Origin of the sequence: Pedobacter gandavensis, from assembly GCF_032677645.1 — a bacterium.
GTDB lineage: Bacteria > Bacteroidota > Bacteroidia > Sphingobacteriales > Sphingobacteriaceae > Pedobacter > Pedobacter gandavensis_A.
Map to the genome: position 1 here is coordinate 35932 of NZ_JAVTSB010000016.1, position 19585 is coordinate 55516.

Sequence of the window (19585 nt, forward strand, 5' to 3'; positions counted from 1 at the left end):
TTTTAAAAACTTTAAAGAATTGAAGTAAATATTTGTTAAAACATCTTGTTTTTGTAGGGTTTATTTGATAAGGTATTGTATTTTTGCATAAAAATTCAAATAAATGACTCGTAAGAATAGTAATTCGGAAAAAACTGCGGATGTTGTATTGATTGGAGCAGGGATAATGAGCGCCACCTTAGGTGTATTACTCAAAGAATTGCAGCCGGATATCACCATAGAAATTTTTGAAAGACTGGATGTTGCTGCGGCAGAGAGTTCTGATGCCTGGAATAACGCCGGCACCGGGCATTCTGCATTTTGTGAGCTTAATTATACGCCACAATTAGCGGATGGTTCAGTAAAAACTGCAAAAGCTATCGAAATTGCAGAATCTTTTGAAGTATCCAAGCAGTTTTGGTCTTTCCTGGTTAATAATAACCTGGTAGGATCACCCGAAACATTTATTAAGAGCATTCCACACGTTAGTTTTGTGTGGGGAGAGAAAAATGTTGCGTTTTTGCGTGAACGTTTCGACAGGTTACAGGAAAACCTTCTTTTCGAAGGAATGAAGTATTCTGAAGATCCGGAGCAATTGAAAAAGTGGATGCCTTTAGTGATGGATCAACGTGATCCGGAAGAAAAGGTTGCTGCGACAAGAATGACCATGGGAACGGATGTGAATTTTGGTGCCTTAACCAGAATGATGTTCAATACACTTCAGAAAATGGATGGTGTAAACATGCACTTCTCCCATGATGTAAAAAAACTAAAGCAAAAAGACGGGCTTTGGGATGTGAAAGTAAAAAACCTTTACACAGGTGATAAGCAGGTGGTGAAAGCGAAATTTGTTTTCATCGGTGCTGGTGGTGGCTCTATGCCGCTATTAGAAAAATCGGGTATTCCTGAAGGTAAAGGTTTTGGTGGCTTCCCGGTAAGTGGACAATGGTTGAAATGTATCAATCCGGATGTCATTGCCAATCATGATGCTAAAGTATATGGTAAAGCTTCGGTTGGTGCGCCACCGATGTCTGTGCCACACTTAGATACCAGAATGATCGATGGTAAGAAAGCCTTACTTTTTGGTCCTTATGCTGGATTTTCTACAAGATTCCTTAAAAATGGCTCTTTAATGGACCTTCCTATGTCGATTAAAGTAAACAATATCCGTCCGATGATTTCTGCCGGACTAGATAATCTGCCATTAACAAAATATTTAATTAACCAGGTACGTCAATCTCCGGAAGACCGTATGACTGCTTTAAGAGAGTATTTACCAACGGCCAAAATGGAAGATTGGGAGCTGGAAACTGCTGGTCAGCGTGTTCAGGTGATCAAGAAAGATGAAGAACATGGCGGTATTTTAGAATTCGGAACAGAAGTAGTTACTGCTGCTGACGGTTCTATCGCTGCTTTACTTGGTGCTTCGCCAGGTGCTTCTACTGCGGTTTCTATCATGATTACTTTGATGGAGCGTTGCTTCAGTGATCAGGTGAAAAGCAAAGAATGGCAGAAAAAACTAAGTGCTATGATTCCTTCTTATGGTCATGCATTGAGTAACAACGTGAAAATGACAGAAGAAATCAGATCGAATACCACGAAAACTTTAAACCTGCGCGACGCAGAATAAGGCCGGTATTTAAAATATAAATGGAAAGGACTTTTGGTGTAAAAACCGAAAGTCCTTTTTTTATACATGGTTTTGTCAAATCAGCTGATCATACCCCGGTTTGATGGCCTGGCGGGTTTTTTAACTAAAACATTTTGATAGTTTTGGATATTATAGAGAAAACTAATCACAAAGAATATGACTTCAGTAAAAGCGTATGCAGCTCAAAAAGCTGATCAACCATTAGCACCTTACCAGTTGACTCGTCGTGAGCCAGGGGTAGATGATGTGGAGATTAAGATTTTATATTGCGGGGTATGTCACTCGGATATTCACACGGCAAGAAATGAATGGGGAGGTACGATGTATCCGACTGTTCCGGGCCATGAAATTGTTGGTAAAGTAAGCCGCGTTGGGGCTAATGTAAGTAAGTTCAAAGTTGGCGATACGGTAGGTGTAGGTTGCTTTGTGGACTCTTGTGGTCATTGCAGCAATTGTAAGGATCATCAGGAGCAGTATTGCGAAAACGGACATACACAGACTTATAATTCTTTGGAACAAGATAAGAAAACGATTACTTACGGTGGTTATTCTACTCATATTGTAGTGACGCAGGGTTTCGTATTGAACGTTTCAGATAAATTACCTTTAGAAAAAGTAGCTCCGTTGCTTTGTGCCGGGATCACTACTTATTCTCCTTTGAAATATTGGAATGTGAAAAAAGGAGACAAGCTGGCGGTAGTTGGTTTGGGTGGTTTAGGTCATATGGCCGTTAAACTTGCCGCTTCTATGGGGGCAGAAGTGACGATGTTGAGTCGCTCGCCAGGAAAAGCGAAGGATGCTGAAGAATTAGGCGCGCATCACTTTGCGTTGACTACCGAAGCAGAGACGATGAAAACTCTTGCCAATACCTTTGATTTTATCATTGATACGGTTTCTGCCGAACATGATTATAACCAATACCTTGCTTTGTTGCGCACCAATGGGGTGATGATTCTATTGGGTGTTCCGCCAACGCCTTCTGAGGTGCAGGCGATACACTTGATTCTTGGTCGCCGTAGTCTGGTCGGCTCTTTGGTCGGTGGAATTAAAGAAACTCAGGAAATGTTGGATTATTGTGCTGAACATGGCATTACTTCTGATGTGGAAATGATCAGAATGGATCAAATTAATGAGGCTTATGAACGCACCTTAAGTGGTGATGTTCGCTATCGTTTTGTAATTGATATGTCTACGATAGATTAATAGTTCTTTTCTACGTTTTTGACCCGGTAAGTTTAGGCTTACCGGGTTTTATTGTTTTTAGACTCATCTGAAATGTGGCCAAACAATTGCAGGGTTAAAAACGTTAGCTCTTTACACATGGAAAAAATGCCTCGCTGGTCTAAAATTATACTCAGGATATTTATTGGTTTAGTCGCTTTTGTTGCAATCATTTTTGCAGGACTCGGTTTGTATGTAAATGCAAATAAAAAGACCTTGCTGGCAACGATTACGGAACAGTTAAATAAGAACCTCAATGGCTCGCTGACCATCGGGAGCATGGAACCTACCTTTTTTAAGGGTTTTCCAGGGGTGTCGATCAGTCTTCGGAATGTAGTGATCAAAGATAGCCTTTGGAAAGTGCATCAGCATACTTTGCTGGAAGCACAGGATTTTGAGGTTTCCGTGAATACGATGGCGCTACTAAGAGGTACCATTGAGATCAAGAAAATAGGAATTAATAATGCTAAAATTGACCTGTATACCGATACTGCCGGTTATAGCAATACGGCTGTGTTCCGCAAAAAAGAGAAGAAAAAACCGGCAACGGATAAAGCCAGTACGGAAGCGCAGCTGAAGGAGTTTAGTTTGGATAACGTGAATTTTATCGTCGACAATAGAAAGGGGCACAAGTTGTTTCATTTTGAGGTTGATGCGCTGAAAGGAAAAATGGATTACTCATTTTCCGGATGGGAAGCGCAATTGAAATTAAAGACATTGGCGAAGAGCATGGCCTTTAATACGAGAAGAGGTAGCTTTATCAAAGATAAGGTGTTAGAAGGGCCTTTTAAGATCAATTTCGACGAAAATACCGGGGTTCTCCTGGTTGCAGAGAATCAATTGAATATTGGAAAAGATCCTTTTATGATTGCTGCTAAATTTGATACGTCAAAAGAGAATACCGATTTTACAATTGACATTAAGGCACCTGCGATTTTGTGGAAAGATGCGGCCAATTTACTGGCACCGAATATTACGGAGAAACTGCTGATGTTTGATTTGAAAAAACCGATAAATGTAACCTGTACGCTGAATGGTGATATGGGACCTGGTGGTGATCCGGAAATTAACGTAACTGCCTTGGTAAATGACAATATTTTGAAAACCCCGGGTGCGCTGATCGACAGCTGTAATTTTAAAGGGGTATTTACCAATAACTATGAAAAGGGGAAGGGTTTTACAGATGCGAATTCTGCGATTAAGTTATACCAGTTTAAAGGAGCGTATACGGAAATGCCTTTTTCAATTGATACTTTCCTGATTAAAAATCTGGAGAAGCCGATTGCTACAGGGGTGTTTAAATCGAAATTTAATATCGTGAAATTGAATAAGGCAATTGGTACGGAAACGCTGAAATTCGGTAAAGGTACAGCAACTGTGAAGTTGGCTTATACGGCGGATATCGTCGACTTTAAACTGCACAAGCCGCTGGTGACGGGGCTGATCGATGTGGTTAATGCGGATGTAAGTTATGTGCCGAGGAAGTTGAACTTTACCAATACCGCGGTTTCTTTGAATTTTACAACTGATGATCTCTTTATTAAGAATATTCGTTTGCAGAGCGGTAAGAGTATTGTCTTGATGGATGGCCATATCCGTAACTTCCTGAATTTGTATTATAATGATCCGGAGAAAATATTGTTGAACTGGCAGGTTAGGAGTCCGCAGTTACATTTAGGTGAGTTCTTAGGTTTCCTGGGGAGCAGAAAGCCGGTTCGGACGGCAAAAAAGAATTCGAAGAACACCAGTTTTTCTGAGGATGTAAATAACCTGTTTGAAAAGAGTAAGGTGGAGATGCACCTTCGTGTTGCCAAGGTGTATTATAATAAATTTACCGGTACCGATGTAATGGCAGATTTGTTTCTTTCTGAAGCTGGTATTGGTTTGAAAAACATCAGTGTGAAACAAGGGAATGGCTCGATGAAGGTGAATGGTAACATCACTCAAAAGGGTAATCATAACCGTTTTCTTGTCAACACGACTTTGAATAATATTGATGTTAAAAGCTTCTTTTATTCTTTTGATAACTTCGGAATGACTACGCTTACTTCGAAGAATCTGAAAGGATATCTTTTCTCTAAATCTACCATTGGCGGACTGGTTACAGACCAGGGGAAACTAGTCACCAGTTCTTTGAATGGTGATATCTCTTTTGATCTGAAACAAGGTGCGCTGTTGAAATTTGAACCGATTATCAGCGTCGGGAAATTTGCTTTTCCTTTCAGAGATCTGGACAATATTACTTTCAGCAACCTGAATGGTAAGTTCGATGTTAGAGGCCCGATGATTACCATTAACCCGATGCAGATTAATTCGAGTATACTCAATATGGATGTGGCAGGGGTGTATTCTATGGCGAAAGGGACGAATATTGCAGTAGATGTACCATTAAGGAATCCGAAAAAAGATGCCGATATTACAGATAAGAAGGAAATTCAGGAGCGTAGAATGAAAGGGATTGTACTTCATTTACTGGCAACGGATGGGGAAGATGGCAAGATCAAGATCAAGCTGAATAAGAACAGAAACAAGGGGAAATAAGATTTTTGGTGATTTTAGGAAGTCTTAGGAATGGGCCAGATGAGCATGCAGTATTGCGTTTTCAGGAAGGCTTCCTGGTTTTGGAATCTTCGTTTTTTGGCATGTCAGAATTTAACGATTCTTTTGACTTGGGTTTGCCCCAGGTATGATCTTCTCTAAAATCTTCATCCGGATGAAAATAATAATTTCGACTTTTTAGAGCCGTCTTTACATTGGAATCAAACTTGTTTTTTTTATTATTTGCCTTCATGATTTTCGCGGTTAAATGACCAGATTCACTTATATATAACATTTAGAGGTATATACGGTTTCATCTTGCTGCTATTTTTTTTAGAATCTCTAATTGAATATTTCTGGCTTGCGAAAACATTCTATACTATACTTTGTTTGAAAAAACATTAAAAATTTATTTTGAAACATTCTGTTTTCCAGTGTGTTGAGTTTAATTTATTTAATAAAGTATTTATTATGAAAGCAGCAGTATTTCACAAATCTGGTGATATGATAGGATTGAATAGTTTTTCTGTATATAGCGGTCTTGAAGATCCAGTTACAAAATATGCTAAACCTCCTTTTAAAGGACAAAAGCAAGGCTGGCCCGGGCTTGCCGGTAAAATGGATCCGGTACCGGATCATGGAGAGCTTAGTTATAAGGGCTCCGACAGGCTTCTTGGTCGTAAAGCATTGATTACTGGTGGTGACTCTGGTATCGGACGTGCGGCTGCGATTGCTTATGCAAGAGAAGGGGCAGATGTGGCCATCAATTACCTCCCTGCGGAGGAATCGGATGCAAAAGAAGTGATCGATTTGATTAAGGCGGAAGGACGTCTGGCCATTGCTATTCCTGGTGATTTACGGGAAGAGGCTTTTTGTAAACTTTTGGTGGATGAGGCGGTGAAAGGTCTGGGCGGTTTGGATATACTGGTGAATAATGCAGGTCGCCAACAGGCCAAAGCCTCCATTCTTGACATTTCCACTGAGGATTTTGATGCCACCATGAAGACCAATATTTATGCACCCTTCTGGATTACTAAGGCAGCTTTACCCCACCTAAAGCCAGGTTCCGTGATCATTGCGACCACCTCTGTTCAAGCTACAGATCCTTCAGAAGATTTATTTGATTATGCGCAGACTAAAGCCGCAAATACCAGTTATGTGAGGTCGCTGGCCAAACAGCTGGGGCCAAAAGGTATTCGGGTAAATGGGGTTGCGCCGGGGCCAATATGGACTGCTTTGCAAGTGAGTGGAGGTGCTACTATAGAAAAATTGAAAAATTTTGGTGGGGATACCCCTTTAGGAAGACCTGGTCAGCCTGCTGAACTGGGTTCTATTTATGTGCAACTGGCTGCTGCTGACGCAAGTTATTCCACTGGTCAGATTTATGGCGCAGCCGGAGGCAGTGGACAGCCTTAAATATTGTTAATGGTCGGGATTTCGATCTCAAACAGCGCCAGAACAATGTTTTCATAATGCTTAGGCAATACTTCTGATGCTTCCGGAACGATGTTCCCTAGATAATTGAAGCCACATCTTTCATAGTAGGCGATCAATTTCGGGTTATCGCCCCAGGTATCTAGTCTGATGTATTTCTTTTCTTTTTTAGCACCATATTCCTTTGCCCATTTAATAATCAGGTTCACAAAATGGTGACCTCTGAATTCCGGGTTTGTTACGATACGGTGGATATAGATGGCTGGATCAGCATCTTTTTCTTTCCAGATTAGCGGATCATTAAAATCGATGGCAAAGATGCAGGCCGTTTGTCCCTCAATGATGACTTTCCATTGTCGGGTTTCATTGATCTCTTTTTCAATTAGGCTACGATCAAATCCTTGCCAGTGTTTTTTGAATACGGTCTTTTGATAAGCGATCGCATCGTCATAAAGTTCAAAGATACGGGTGATATCGTTTTGGTCGGAAGGAATGATGGTGACGTCTTTTAACATTTTGCTTAAATTGAATTAACAGCAATATTCGCAATTTTATTCTAAGCGAATAGGGTACAGTTTCAATTTATTTAACCCACACAGTTAAAGAAGCATAACTCTTGAAAGCTGGGCTAAATGATGAATCTGACCGGAATACTGTAAGTTACTTAAAATCAACCAACTATTTAGCTGTATAACTGTTTAGTCAATTAACCATTTAAATCAATTGAAAATGAAACGTAACGCAACGGCCGTTTGGAATGGCACAATAAAAGAGGGAGCCGGACATCTGAGCACAGATAGCAAGGTCTTGGATCAGACGCAGTACTCTTTTAACAGCAGGTTTGCCGATGGGATTGGCACCAATCCGGAAGAGCTACTGGCTGCTGCACATTCGGGATGTTTCACGATGAAACTGAGTCTGGATCTTACAGAAGCTGGTTTTACACCAGATAACCTGGAAACTAAAGCGACTATTTCTTTAGATAGTGGCGTGATCAGCAGTTCTCATTTGGTGTTAAAAGCAAGTATTCCCGGTATTACAGAAGAGCAGTTTCAGGAAATTGCAAAAGGAGCGAAAGCCAATTGTCCGGTGAGTAAAGCCTTCGCTATGGAAATTACTTTGGATGCGAGTTTAGTATAAGTACCTCGCTGTCTTTTAGTGATTAACAGCTAAAACTGTCAGATGCAAAATCCTTGCTTTTGGCAGTTTTTTTATTTTAAACCGGTTTTAATCGCAAATGTGGAGATAAAAACTATAAAAACTGGTTAAACCTGCTGAAAATAAAGGAATTGATAATGGAAATAAGGTAAAATTTCTATTTTAGGAGAAATTATCAAATTCCATAGAAATGAATAAGCCGATACTTGTTTTGAAATTAGGTACTGCCTCCATTACTACTCCGAAAGGAGAGTTGGATGAGGGGGTGATTGCTGATGTAGCGGCACAGGTTGCCCAGCTGGCGAAAGGACACCGGTTAATTCTGGTTTCTTCCGGGGCTGTTGCTGCGGGAAAGCAATACCTAAACAACTATAAAGGGAAAATTGCGGAAAGAAAGGCTGCGGCCGCTATCGGGAACCCCATATTGTTGAACACCTATTCGAAACATTTTTACCCCTACGGCATTCAGATGGCACAAAGTCTCTGTGAAAGGCGACATTTTTCCAATAGAACGCAATTTCTGCAACTTAAAGAAACGTACGAGGAACTGTGGAAAAATGGGGTAATCCCGATTGCAAATGAGAATGATGTGGTGAGTGATCTGGAATTGAGATTTTCTGATAATGATGAGCTGGCTACGTTGCTAGGCGTTGGTTTTGGTGCTTCGTTGATCCTTTTAGGGACATCTGTTCCCGGAGTTCTGGATAAAGAAGGAAAAGTAGTGGAGAAGATTGATTCGATCAATAATGAGGTCTTCTCTTTGGCGGATAAGAAAACTTCTGACCTCGGATTGGGGGGCATGGTTTCTAAACTTACTTTCGCCCACCTGGCTTCTACAATGGGAATTAAGGTCGTGATTTTTGGAATCAGAACACCGAACGGTATTCTGGATGCGGTAGCAGAGAAAACAGGAACTTTATTTACACCTGGAAACTGCACGTTGACCGCCAGAAATAAATGGCTGGCCAGCGGAAGTCTGGTTACCGGTAGGTTGATGGTAGATGAAGGGGCTTGTGAGGCGATCAGAAATCGTAAAAGTTTACTGGCAGTTGGCGTCGTTTCTGTTGTCGCGGCCTTTGAAAATGGAGAAATATTTGAGCTGGTTGATGCTCAAATGAACATCATTGCGGTAGCAAGGGCAAAAGCATCCTCAGCAACGATTCAAAACAATTTAAAACAACATAATCTGGAAATTGCCAACGCCAGTGATATCGTTATCTTATAAGAAAATCATGGAATCTATAGAAAACCAGTTAATTAACGCTAAGAAAGCCAGGCATTCCATCGCTTCCCTAAATGATGCAGGAAAACAAGCGCTATTACAGCGTTTAGCAGTAGTAATCCAGGATAAATCAGCTCAGATTATCGAAGAGAATTTGAAAGACCTGGAGAAAATGGCAGATTCAGATCCTAAAAAGGATCGTTTGTTGTTGAATAGCGAGCGGATTTTAGGTCTGGCCAGTAGTCTGAAAGATGTAGCTGCTTTACCTGATCCGACCAATCAATTGATTTCCAGTAAAAAAATGGACAACGGTTTACTGATTCAAAAGAAAACAGTAGCCTTGGGTGTAGTTGGGGTGATTTACGAATCCAGACCCAATGTAACCATCGATGTGGCTTCCTTATGTCTCAGATCCGGCAATGTTTGTCTGCTTCGTGGCGGACAAGACGCTTTTCATACCAATCTCTTTTTAGTTTCTTTAATTCAGGGAGTGTTACTGGAATTTGGCTTAGATCAAAACGTTGTACAACAATTGCCAGGGGATAGAAAATATATACTGGAAATCCTCCAGGCGGTGAAATATATTGATGTTATTATTCCACGTGGTTCCAATGAGCTGATTTCTTTTGTGCGTAAAAACGCTTTAGTGCCTGTTATAGAGACCGGAGCCGGGGTTTGTCACACTTACGTGGCTTCGTCGGCAAAGTTGCTTAAAGCAGCTGAAATTGTGCAGAATGCGAAGACTTCCCGCCCCTCCGTGTGTAATGCACTGGATACGGTATTGGTAGATCAAAAGATTGCTGCTGATTTTCTGAAGATAGTGGCGCCTTTACTGGCTGCGTATCGCGTGGAAATCTTTGCAGATGATCCTGCTTTTGCGATTTTAAATCAGGAGAAATATCCTTATTTATCGGCTGCAAGCCCTAAAGATTTTGGAAGGGAATTTCTTGATTATAAGTGTTCTGTTAAGATCGTGGAAAATATAAATGAAGCGATAGCACATATTTCTGAATATTCTTCGAAGCATTCCGAAGCGATTATTACGGAAAATACGGAGGAAGCGGAGCAGTTTCTGGAAGAGGTGGATGCTGCGGTAGTGTACTGGAATGCATCTACGCGCTTTACTGATGGACAGGTGTTCGGATTGGGTGCCGAAATTGGAATTTCTACGCAGAAACTTCATGCCAGAGGACCCTTTGCACTGGAAAAACTGGTTACCGAAAAATGGATTGTAAAAGGGGATGGGCAAATAAGAAATTAACTTTGAGTTCCCCAATTCCCTATTTGGGAAAAAAGAAGGACAATATTTTTTCGGTTGTTGCAAAAAAAAGGATCGCTACCTGTGTTTTTACTCAGGAAACAGCGTGGCTTGACTTTTGAATATTGTTAAGAAAAACTACTTATTTTTCCATGCAGAACAATTTAAGTCAACCTCAACCCTTATTGTTGAAAATGTTAGGGGAAATCGAGGATTATGCGATTTTATTTCTTGATCAGCATGGATGTGTGGGCAGCTGGAATAAAGGTGCCGAAAAGATTAAAGGATATACTGCGGAGGATATGGTGGGGATGGATTTCCGGTTGTTTTATACCGAAGAAGCCCGTGTCAACAAAATCCCTGATCAATTGTTGGAAGAGGCCATTCAGAATGGAAAAGCACAGCATAGAGGATGGCGCGTGAAGAAGGATGGGGAGCTATTCTGGGCGCATGTGACCATTACCACAGTATACGATGAGGATAATCAGGTGATCGGTTTTTCTAAATTTACCCGTGACCTGACCGATAAGCTAAATGCTGAAAAAGCGTTAAAAGAGTATGCAAGGGTGCTGGAGTTCCGGAATAAAGAACTGGAGCAATTTGTTTATATCGCTTCCCATGACTTGCAGGAGCCACTGCTGACCGTTAAAAACTTTGTAGGTTTATTGAAGAAAGAGTATGGTGAACTGTTTGATGAAAACGGTACTTTATATCTGAACTATATTGCGGAATCTGCAGAAAAAATGAAACACCTGATCAAAGGGCTGTTAGATTATGCGCGCTTAGGAACCCATGAGCCTAAGGAATTGGTGGATTGCAATGATTTAATGGTCGGACTGCAATCGGAATTTTCAAATGAAATAGAAACGCATGGTGTTGAAATCGTGTACGATAATTTACCACGTGTTCCCGCTTATGAGCTGGCTTTGAAGCAGCTTTTTCAACACCTATTCAGCAATGCGGTGAAATTCAGGAAGAAAGAGGAGGTATTGAAAATTCAGGTGACCGCTCATTATGAAGATTGCCATTGGTTTTTTCAGTTCAGGGACAATGGTATTGGCATAGAAGAAAAATATAAGAACAAGATATTTTTGATTTTTCAGCGTTTAAATAGTCAGGAGGATTATGTAGGGCATGGAATCGGGCTTTCCCACTGTAAAAAGATAGTAGAGCTCCATGGCGGGGAGATTTGTGTGAAATCCGCCTTGAATGAAGGTAGTACGTTTTGTTTTAGCCTTAAAAATGATAGATAAGCATGAAAAAATTTAAGGATCTTAATTGTGTATTACTTGTTGATGATGACATTCCAACCAATTATATTCACCGAAAAATCGTTCAGAATACCAATATAGAAGTTGATGTTAAGTCGATTACCTCGGCAAGAGAAGCCCTGGATTACCTGACGTTTTCCGGTAAGTATGAGCATGATGCGGAGGAACTGAGACCTGGGATTATCTTTCTCGACATCAATATGCCTGGCATGAGTGGCTGGGATTTTATGGAGGAATACCGTAAAATTGAGGCGTCCAGAAAATCGAAAATAATTGTAGTAATGCTCACCACTTCGCTAAACCCGGATGATGAGAAAATGGCCTCTGCCGACCATGAAATTATGAATTACTTACATAAACCTCTAAATGAAGATGCTTTTGTGAGAATTGCAGGTAAATATTTTGAGGAGATTAACAATTAATTCTATAGATTGGCGGTAAATAAATTTACGCATGAAACCTCCATCTATTAAGGATATTGCAAAAAAAGCAGAAGTATCCATTACCACAGTCTCTTTTATCTTAAACGGCAAAGCCGAAAAGATGCGCATTAGCAAGGAGGTGATCAAACGGGTAGAACTGATCATTCTGGAGCTTGGTTTTAAACCAAATCAGATCGCCAGAAGTCTGCGGACAGGGAATACCAAGACAATCGGCTTGATTGTGGAGGATATTTCTAATCCATTTTTCTCTGCTATTGCCAGACGTATCGAAGATAAAGCCTATAAAAAAGGCTATAAAATCACTTATTCCAGTACGGAGAATGATCCTGCTAAGGCCAGGGACCTGATCGAAATGTTCAAGTCCAGAAAGGTTGATGCGTATATCATTGCACCGGTTCCGGGGATTGAGGAAGACATCAGACAGTTACTTGCGGATAAAATTCCGGTGGTCATCTTTGACAGAAACCTTCCTGATCTGGATGTGAATTATGTAGTGGTGGATAACTTTGAAGGAGGTTATTCTGCTGCAGAATTCCTGATTAAAAAGGGCAGAAAGAACATTGCGTTCGTGACGGTTGATGTGGCTGTAGATCAGATTAACAACCGTTATCTCGGTTATGAGCGGGCATTAAAGGTTCATGGTCTGGAAGCAAATCAGGATTTACTGGTTAAAATTCCTTTTGATAGTACGGAAGAGGATACGAATGAGCGCTTAAAAGTCTTGTTTGAAGAGAATCCGGAAATTGATGCGGTGTTTTTCTCTACGAATTACCTGGCGGTAAGAGGTTTGTTTTTCCTTAAAAAGATTAAGAAACCAATTGACGATGGTTTTATGATTGTGGCTTACGATGATCAGGATGTTTTCAAGATTCATAGCCCTCCAATCAGTGTGGTTGATCAACCCATAGAACAAATCGCGGAAAAGATCATTGATATCATTCTCCAGGAGCTTTCTGCGGATCGATCATTACCCCAAACTGAAAGAAGTAAGGTTACCTTACCTACTAAATTTATAGAAAGATAAAAGATTTAGGGGCTTAAGCCTCTAAATCTTTCATTACCGCTTTAATCTTGTCGCCTAACAAGGCGTCAGTCGCTTTAAAGCTTTCTTTATCTTTTAATGGCGCGTTTACGCTGCAATAGAACTTGATTTTAGGTTCTGTTCCTGATGGTCTTGCCGAAACAATACTGCCATCTTCAGTGATAAACTGTAGTACATCCGATTTAGGGAAGTCCAGTTTCGTTTTTTCACCAGTACTCAGGTTTGTTTCAAAGCCCAGTTCATAATCCTTCAATAAAGCGACTTTAGCACCACCAAGTGTTGCAGGTGGGTTGCTTCTGAATTTCTCCATCATCGCTTTGATTTCTTCTGCACCGGTTTTTCCTTTTTTAGTGATGGATACCAATTCTTCTTTATACAAACCGTATTCTACATACATATCTAACATGGCATTGTATAAGCTACTGCCTTTGTCTTTGTAGAAAGCGGTCATTTCTGCGATAAATGCACAGGAAACTACGGCATCTTTATCTCTAACCAGTTCACCAATCAGGTACCCATAACTTTCTTCGCCACCACCGATAAAGGTTTTCTTTCCTTCAAGGCTGGTCATCAGTTGTCCGATGAATTTGAATCCGGTTAGGGTGTTATAAAAGGTTACGTTTTTCTTTTTAGCGATTTCTTCAATGATATTGGTGGTCACAATGGTTTTAACGATGTATTGATCACCGTCAAGTTTTCCTTTTTCTTCCCATGCACTCAAAAGATAGTTGATCAAAAGACTACCTGTTTGATTACCATTCAGCAATACGAATTGCCCGTCGTTGTTTTTTACTGCGATACCTACTCTGTCTGCATCAGGATCTGTTGCCAGTACCAGATCTGCATCAATATCTTCTGCTTTTTTAAGCGCTAAAGTCAGGGCTTCTTTTTCCTCTGGGTTAGGATAAACAACGGTTGGGAAATTACCATCCGGAGTGCTTTGCTCTTCTACCAGTGTTAAATTAGTGAAACCGAATTGCGCCAATGCCTGTGGAACCAATGTAATTCCTGTACCATGGATAGGGGAGTAAACGATTTTAAGGTCTTTCTGACGTGCAATTGCTTCTGGTGATACTGATAATTCAGTGATTTTATCCAGGTATAACTGATCAATTTCCTCTCCGATCAGCTCAATGTTTTCTGCTATACGGTTGAATTTAACCTCATCGATGCTTTTGATTTTGGCTACTTCATCCATCACCATGGTATCATCAGGAGAAGTGAATTGTCCGCCGTCTGCACCATAAGCTTTATAACCGTTGTATTCTTTAGGGTTATGGGAAGCGGTTAGCATGACGCCACTTTTGCAGCCCAGTTCTCTGATGGCAAAGGAAAGTTCTGGCGTTGGTCTTAATTCTTTGAAGAAATAAACATGGATTCCGTTTGCGGAGAATACGTCTGCAGTGATTCCGGCAAAGTAATCAGAGTTATTGCGGCTATCGTGCGCAATGGCTACTTTGATCTTTTCATTCGGGTATTTATTGATCAGGTAATTGCAAAGTCCTTGTGTGGCTGTGCCGATGGTATATTTGTTGATTCTGTTAGATCCGGCGCCCATGATGCCACGAAGGCCTCCAGTTCCGAATTCCAGGCTTCTGTAGAAAGAGTCGGTAAGCTCAGTTAAAGCTTCTTTATCTAATAGCTGCTGGATTTCTTCTTTTGTTTTACTGTCGTAATTACCATTTAGCCATTGGTTGATGGTACTTAGGGTTGCTGCTTCTAATTGCATATGATTGTGTTCTATCTTTTGACTCTTGCAGGAATAAACGCGTAATCTTTCACCATGTTTTGTGAGAACAGGATTAAAAAGCTGAATTCCAAATTTTATTTTGTGTATTTAGTGTTTATTATCGGCGTTTTTTTTAATTTCACGGCCACTATACAAGTATATAGCCAATTTATCAAAAAATAAAATTCTTACCTCAATTAAATGAAGATATTAAAGTTTGGAGGAACTTCCGTAGGAAGCCCTGAGCGTATGAAAAAGTTGCTGGATATCGTTAATCCGGCCGAAGCGCAAATTGTGGTCCTATCAGCCGTGTCTGGTACAACCAATAGTTTAGTGGAAATTTCAGGCAAACTTTTAAAGGAAGATAAACAGGCCGCGTTAAGCCTAATTAGCGCATTGAACAAACATTACAATGAGTTTATCATTGAGTTATTACCTGAGGCTGAGTTTTTTGAACAAGGACAAGAAGTAGTAGATTACCACTTTGGTTTCCTGGATTCTTTAGTAAATGATATTTTTACTCCGGTTGAAGAAAAAGTAGTGTTGGCACAGGGTGAACTGTTGTCGACTACCCTATACCATATTTACCTGAAATCTATCGGTGTACCTTCGGTATTACTTCCTGCATTGGATTTCATGAAAACTGACGAAGATAATGAGCCGGATGTTCCTTTTACTACGAAACATCTGATGCCAATATTGGAGCAGCATAAAGATAATAAGTTGTTTATTACTCAGGGTTTTATCTGTAGAAACAGCTTTGGTGAAGTCGATAATTTACGTCGCGGTGGAAGTGATTATACTGCTTCTTTAATTGGTGCAGCCATCCTTGCAGAAGAGGTTCAGATCTGGACTGATATTGACGGAATGCACAATAATGATCCGAGGATTGTTAAAGGTACGAAGCCGATTTCTCACCTTTCTTTTGATGAAGCTGCGGAGCTTGCTTATTTCGGTGCTAAGATTTTACACCCACAGTCGGTTTTCCCTGCACAGAAATATAAGATTCCGGTGCGGTTATTAAATACGATGGAGCCTTCTGCTGCAGGTACTTTAATTTCTTCGGAAAGTGAAAAAGGAAAGATCAAATCTATCGCTGCCAAAGATGGTATCATCGCGATTAAGATCCAGTCGAGCCGTATGTTACTGGCTTATGGTTTCTTAAGAAGAGTTTTCGAGATTTTTGAACGTTATAAAACACCAATCGATATGATCACTACTTCTGAAGTAGCGGTTTCTTTAACGATTGATTTTACCGATAACCTGGATAAAATTGTAGAAGAGCTTCATGCTTTCGGTACCGTAGAAATTGATAAGGATCAAAGTATTGTTTGTGTGGTTGGTGATTTCAGCGCGCAAGCGCATGGTTTTGCATCCAGAGTTTTAGATTCAATCAAACATATTCCGATCAGAATGATCTCTTACGGAGGTAGTAATTACAACATCTCTTTACTGATCAATACGTCGGATAAGACGGAAGTTCTAAAAAGCTTACATAACCGTTTGTTTGAATAAGAAGAGTTTATCTCTTTCTTAGCCAGATCATAGCGGCAACAAGAATTACAACGAGTGCGATAAAGAGTTTTACTCTTCTATCGTACTCTTTTCTACTCATTTTGTTGTTTCTGAAATCGACATAATTGCCGAAATAAATAAACCCCAGGACAACAACAAAAAATATAATCAGATACTTGAACATTATGTTTTCCGAAAAAGATATAGCACGTTTCGCGAATTTAGAAACACCCTTTTATTATTACGACCTAAACCTGTTGCAAAATACATTGAATGATTGTGCAGCGGCGGCAAAGGTATATAATTTTCATGTGCACTATGCTATGAAAGCAAATTTCAATCCTGCAGTATTACAAAAGATCAAGGCCGTGGGTTTTGGTGCGGATTGTGTAAGCGGTGGCGAAGTGAGCAAGGCGATTGAAGTTGGCTTCGGGCAGAATCAAGTGGTGTTTGCAGGTGTTGGAAAGTCGGACAGAGAGATTAATGAGGCTTTGGATCAGGATATTTTCTGCTTTAATGTAGAGTCTATTCAGGAATTAGAAGTGATTAATGAACTGGCTGCTAAAAAAGCTAAGGTAGCAAGAGTCGCGATTCGTATCAACCCAAATGTAGATGCACATACGCATCATAACATCACTACGGGTTTAGATGAGAATAAATTCGGTGTAAATGCCTGGGATTTACCTGCTTGTGTGGATACGTTGAAAGCGAGTCCAAACCTGGAGTTTATCGGTGTGCATTTTCATATCGGTTCACAGATTACGAATCTTGATGTTTACAAAAACTTATGCGTTAGAGTGAATGAGTTCGCGGCATGGTTTGAAGAACGCGGATTTATCGTGAAGGTGTTAAATGTTGGTGGTGGTTTAGGTATTGATTACCACAATCCAGAACAACAGATTCCTGATTTTGCAGCTTATTTTAAAATATTCCAGGATTTCTTAGAAATCAGACCTAACCAGGAGGTTCATTTTGAACTGGGTAGAGCACTTGTCGGACAAGCGGCTTCGTTGATCAGCAGAGTGCTGTATGTGAAGAACGGTAAGAAAAAGAACTTTATCATTTTAGATGCCGGTATGACGGAATTGATGAGACCTGCTTTGTATCAGGCTTATCATAAAATTGAGAATATTTCTAAGATTGGTGTTGAAGACTCCATTAAATATGATATCGTAGGCCCAATCTGCGAGAGTACCGATTGTTTTGGTAAAGAAGTGGAGTTTCCGGAAACTTTCCGTGGCGATCTAATTGCTATCCGTAGCACAGGTGCTTATGGTGAGGTAATGGCTTCGCATTACAATTTAAGAGAAAACATCGTTTCTGTTTACGATACAGAAGGATAGTTATCATAGATTAAATAAAAAAGCTTGTTGAAATGCTGGATATTCCATGCTTTCAACAAGCTTTTTTTATGAGTGATTATCGCTTGATCAGAAATTTATCATATGATCAGAAAATTACCTTATTCTTCTTCAAAAAAGTCGATCAGACCTCCGAAGTAATAGGCAGTTAATCCGGTAGTGAAATCATCGAAGTCTTCATCAGGGATATTTGTCTGCATATATTCTAAAGACGTACCTTTTTTATCTTCGTGGAGTTTGATAGTCACGATAGAAGGTTCGTTATCTTCTCCGAAATACCATTGTTGAACGATCTTCTTACCGTATTCGAATTCCAGGTTTTTACCTACGATATCACCATCCCAGAATGAAAATTCTGTACCTGGTTCTTCTGTGAATTCTACACCGGCACCTGTCCAGAGTTGTATGCTTTGTGCTTTTGTCATGGCTAAATACACTTCTTCAGGAGATGCAGGTAGCTGGTAATATTTTTTAAATGTCTTCATGTGCTGTTAAAATGCAAATATATCCAATTCAAAAGGGAAAATCATCTTTATTTAAAGGCGTTTAATCCGGTCACATCCATTCCGGTGATCAGTAAATGAATGTCGTGTGTTCCTTCGTAGGTGACTACCGATTCGAGGTTCATCATGTGTCGCATGATTGAGTATTCGCCTGTAATTCCCATTCCGCCAAGCATCTGACGTGCATTTCTGGCAATGTCCAGTGCGATTTCTACACTGTTTCTTTTGGCCATAGAAATCTGTTCTGCGGTAGCACGGTTCTCGCTTTTAAGTACCCCTAAACGCCAGACTAAAAGTTGCGCTTTCGTGATTTCGGTAACCATTTCGGCTAGTTTTTTCTGTTGTAACTGGAATCCGCCAATAGGTTTGCCGAACTGTACACGTTCTTTGGAGTAGCGTAGCGCCGTATCATAACAATCCATCGCTGCACCTAATGCGCCCCAGGCGATGCCGTAGCGCGCCTGGTTCAGGCAGCCTAAGGGGCCTTTTAATCCTGTGATGTCAGGGAAGATGTTTGCTTTAGGAATCTTCACATTGTCGAACACCAGTTCTCCGGTTGCCGAAGCTCTTAAGCTCCATTTGTTATGCGTTTCTGGCGTAGAAAAACCTTCCATGCCGCGTTCTACGATCAGGCCTCTGATTTTGCCGGATTCGTCTTTTGCCCAAACCACTGCGATATCGGCAAAAGGCGCGTTAGAGATCCACATTTTTGCGCCGTTAAGCAAATAGTGGTCTCCTTTATCTTTTATATTGGTTACCATGCCACCAGGATTGGAACCATGATCAGGTTCTGTTAATCCAAAGCAGCCCATTAATTCGCCTGTGGCTAATTTAGGGAGGTATTTTTTGCGTTGTTCTTCTGTGCCATAGGCGTAGATCGGGTACATCACCAGTGATCCCTGCACAGAGGCTGTGGATCTGATTCCGGAATCTCCGCGTTCAATTTCCTGCATCAGGATGCCATAGGCGATATAATCTAAACCTGCGCCACCATATTCTACTGGAATAGTAGGGCCAAATGCGCCAATTTCTCCCAATCCTTTGATCAGGTGTTTAGGGAATTCTGCCCTTTGTGCATAATCTTCAATAATCGGGCTGACTTCTTTTTTCACCCAGTCTCTTGCAGAAGAACGGATCAGCTTATGCTCATCACTCAGTAATTCATCCAGCTGATAATAGTCAGGAGCTTCGTAAAGGTCTTTTTTTGCAGATTTATTCATAGTTCAGGAGATATTTGGTATCGTGCTTTGACCTTGATTT

Annotated in this window: 16 protein-coding genes; 12 read left to right on the plus strand and 4 right to left on the minus strand. The window is 40.5% G+C overall.

What is annotated here, in order from left to right; all coding sequences use genetic code 11:
- Positions 1–103 precede the first annotated feature (103 nt).
- The 4 genes from R2Q66_RS22875 (at position 104) to R2Q66_RS22890 (ending at position 6805) form a co-directional block, all read left to right on the plus strand.
- Positions 104–1609 (plus strand): malate:quinone oxidoreductase, encoded by a 1506-nt coding sequence (locus R2Q66_RS22875; protein ID WP_316753595.1) that lies wholly within the window; start codon positions 104–106, stop codon positions 1607–1609.
- 177 nt (positions 1610–1786) lie between these two features.
- Positions 1787–2833: an NAD(P)-dependent alcohol dehydrogenase gene (locus R2Q66_RS22880; RefSeq protein ID WP_316753597.1), complete on the plus strand. Its 1047-nt coding sequence runs from the start codon at positions 1787–1789 to the stop codon at positions 2831–2833.
- A gap of 117 nt (positions 2834–2950) precedes the next feature.
- Positions 2951–5392 carry an AsmA-like C-terminal region-containing protein gene (locus tag R2Q66_RS22885; RefSeq protein WP_316753599.1) on the plus strand — a complete coding sequence of 814 codons (2442 nt, stop codon included), beginning with the start codon at positions 2951–2953 and terminating at the stop codon, positions 5390–5392.
- A gap of 501 nt (positions 5393–5893) precedes the next feature.
- On the plus strand, positions 5894–6805 hold the full coding sequence (locus tag R2Q66_RS22890; RefSeq protein WP_410479447.1) for an SDR family oxidoreductase: 912 nt from the start codon (positions 5894–5896) through the stop codon (positions 6803–6805).
- Here R2Q66_RS22890 and R2Q66_RS22895 read toward each other — a convergent pair.
- Positions 6802–7338 carry a GNAT family N-acetyltransferase gene (locus R2Q66_RS22895; RefSeq protein ID WP_316753603.1) on the minus strand — a complete coding sequence of 179 codons (537 nt, stop codon included), beginning with the start codon at positions 7336–7338 and terminating at the stop codon, positions 6802–6804. The two genes, R2Q66_RS22890 and R2Q66_RS22895, sit on opposite strands and share 4 nt — an antisense overlap.
- A 214-nt stretch (positions 7339–7552) precedes the next feature.
- Between R2Q66_RS22895 and R2Q66_RS22900 the strand changes: the two genes are divergently transcribed.
- The 6 genes from R2Q66_RS22900 to R2Q66_RS22925 all read left to right on the plus strand — a co-directional run bounded on the left by R2Q66_RS22900 (position 7553) and on the right by R2Q66_RS22925 (position 13199).
- Positions 7553–7963 carry an OsmC family protein gene (locus tag R2Q66_RS22900; protein WP_316753605.1) on the plus strand — a complete coding sequence of 137 codons (411 nt, stop codon included), beginning with the start codon at positions 7553–7555 and terminating at the stop codon, positions 7961–7963.
- A gap of 208 nt (positions 7964–8171) precedes the next feature.
- Positions 8172–9206 (plus strand): glutamate 5-kinase, encoded by a 1035-nt coding sequence (gene proB, locus R2Q66_RS22905; protein ID WP_316753607.1) that lies wholly within the window; start codon positions 8172–8174, stop codon positions 9204–9206.
- Positions 9207–9213: 7 nt separating this feature from the next.
- Positions 9214–10464 (plus strand): glutamate-5-semialdehyde dehydrogenase, encoded by a 1251-nt coding sequence (locus tag R2Q66_RS22910; protein WP_316753609.1) that lies wholly within the window; start codon positions 9214–9216, stop codon positions 10462–10464.
- A 149-nt stretch (positions 10465–10613) separates the two neighbouring features.
- Positions 10614–11714, plus strand: coding sequence for a sensor histidine kinase (locus tag R2Q66_RS22915; RefSeq protein ID WP_316753611.1), 1101 nt, complete (start codon positions 10614–10616; stop codon positions 11712–11714).
- Positions 11715–11716: 2 nt separating this feature from the next.
- Positions 11717–12154, plus strand: coding sequence for a response regulator (locus R2Q66_RS22920; protein ID WP_316753613.1), 438 nt, complete (start codon positions 11717–11719; stop codon positions 12152–12154).
- Between the two features lie 31 nt (positions 12155–12185).
- Entirely contained in the window at positions 12186–13199 is a 1014-nt protein-coding gene (locus R2Q66_RS22925; protein WP_316753616.1) for a LacI family DNA-binding transcriptional regulator, read from the plus strand.
- Between the two features lie 13 nt (positions 13200–13212).
- On the opposite strand, the gene R2Q66_RS22930 is transcribed toward R2Q66_RS22925, so the two are convergent.
- Positions 13213–14946: a phospho-sugar mutase gene (locus tag R2Q66_RS22930; protein WP_316753618.1), complete on the minus strand. Its 1734-nt coding sequence runs from the start codon at positions 14944–14946 to the stop codon at positions 13213–13215.
- A 201-nt stretch (positions 14947–15147) separates the two neighbouring features.
- On the opposite strand from R2Q66_RS22930, the gene R2Q66_RS22935 reads away from it, so the two are divergent.
- Both R2Q66_RS22935 and lysA read left to right on the plus strand, forming a co-directional pair.
- Entirely contained in the window at positions 15148–16461 is a 1314-nt protein-coding gene (locus R2Q66_RS22935; RefSeq protein ID WP_316753620.1) for an aspartate kinase, read from the plus strand.
- A gap of 185 nt (positions 16462–16646) precedes the next feature.
- A complete protein-coding gene (gene lysA, locus R2Q66_RS22940; protein WP_316753622.1) occupies positions 16647–17804 on the plus strand; it encodes a diaminopimelate decarboxylase in 1158 nt (385 codons plus the stop codon).
- Between the two features lie 119 nt (positions 17805–17923).
- Here lysA and R2Q66_RS22945 read toward each other — a convergent pair whose 3' ends face one another.
- Both R2Q66_RS22945 and R2Q66_RS22950 read right to left on the minus strand, forming a co-directional pair.
- Positions 17924–18307, minus strand: coding sequence for an SRPBCC domain-containing protein (locus R2Q66_RS22945; protein WP_316753624.1), 384 nt, complete (start codon positions 18305–18307; stop codon positions 17924–17926).
- Positions 18308–18354: 47 nt separating this feature from the next.
- On the minus strand, positions 18355–19545 hold the full coding sequence (locus tag R2Q66_RS22950) for an acyl-CoA dehydrogenase family protein (protein WP_316753626.1): 1191 nt from the start codon (positions 19543–19545) through the stop codon (positions 18355–18357).
- Positions 19546–19585: the final 40 nt, after the last annotated feature.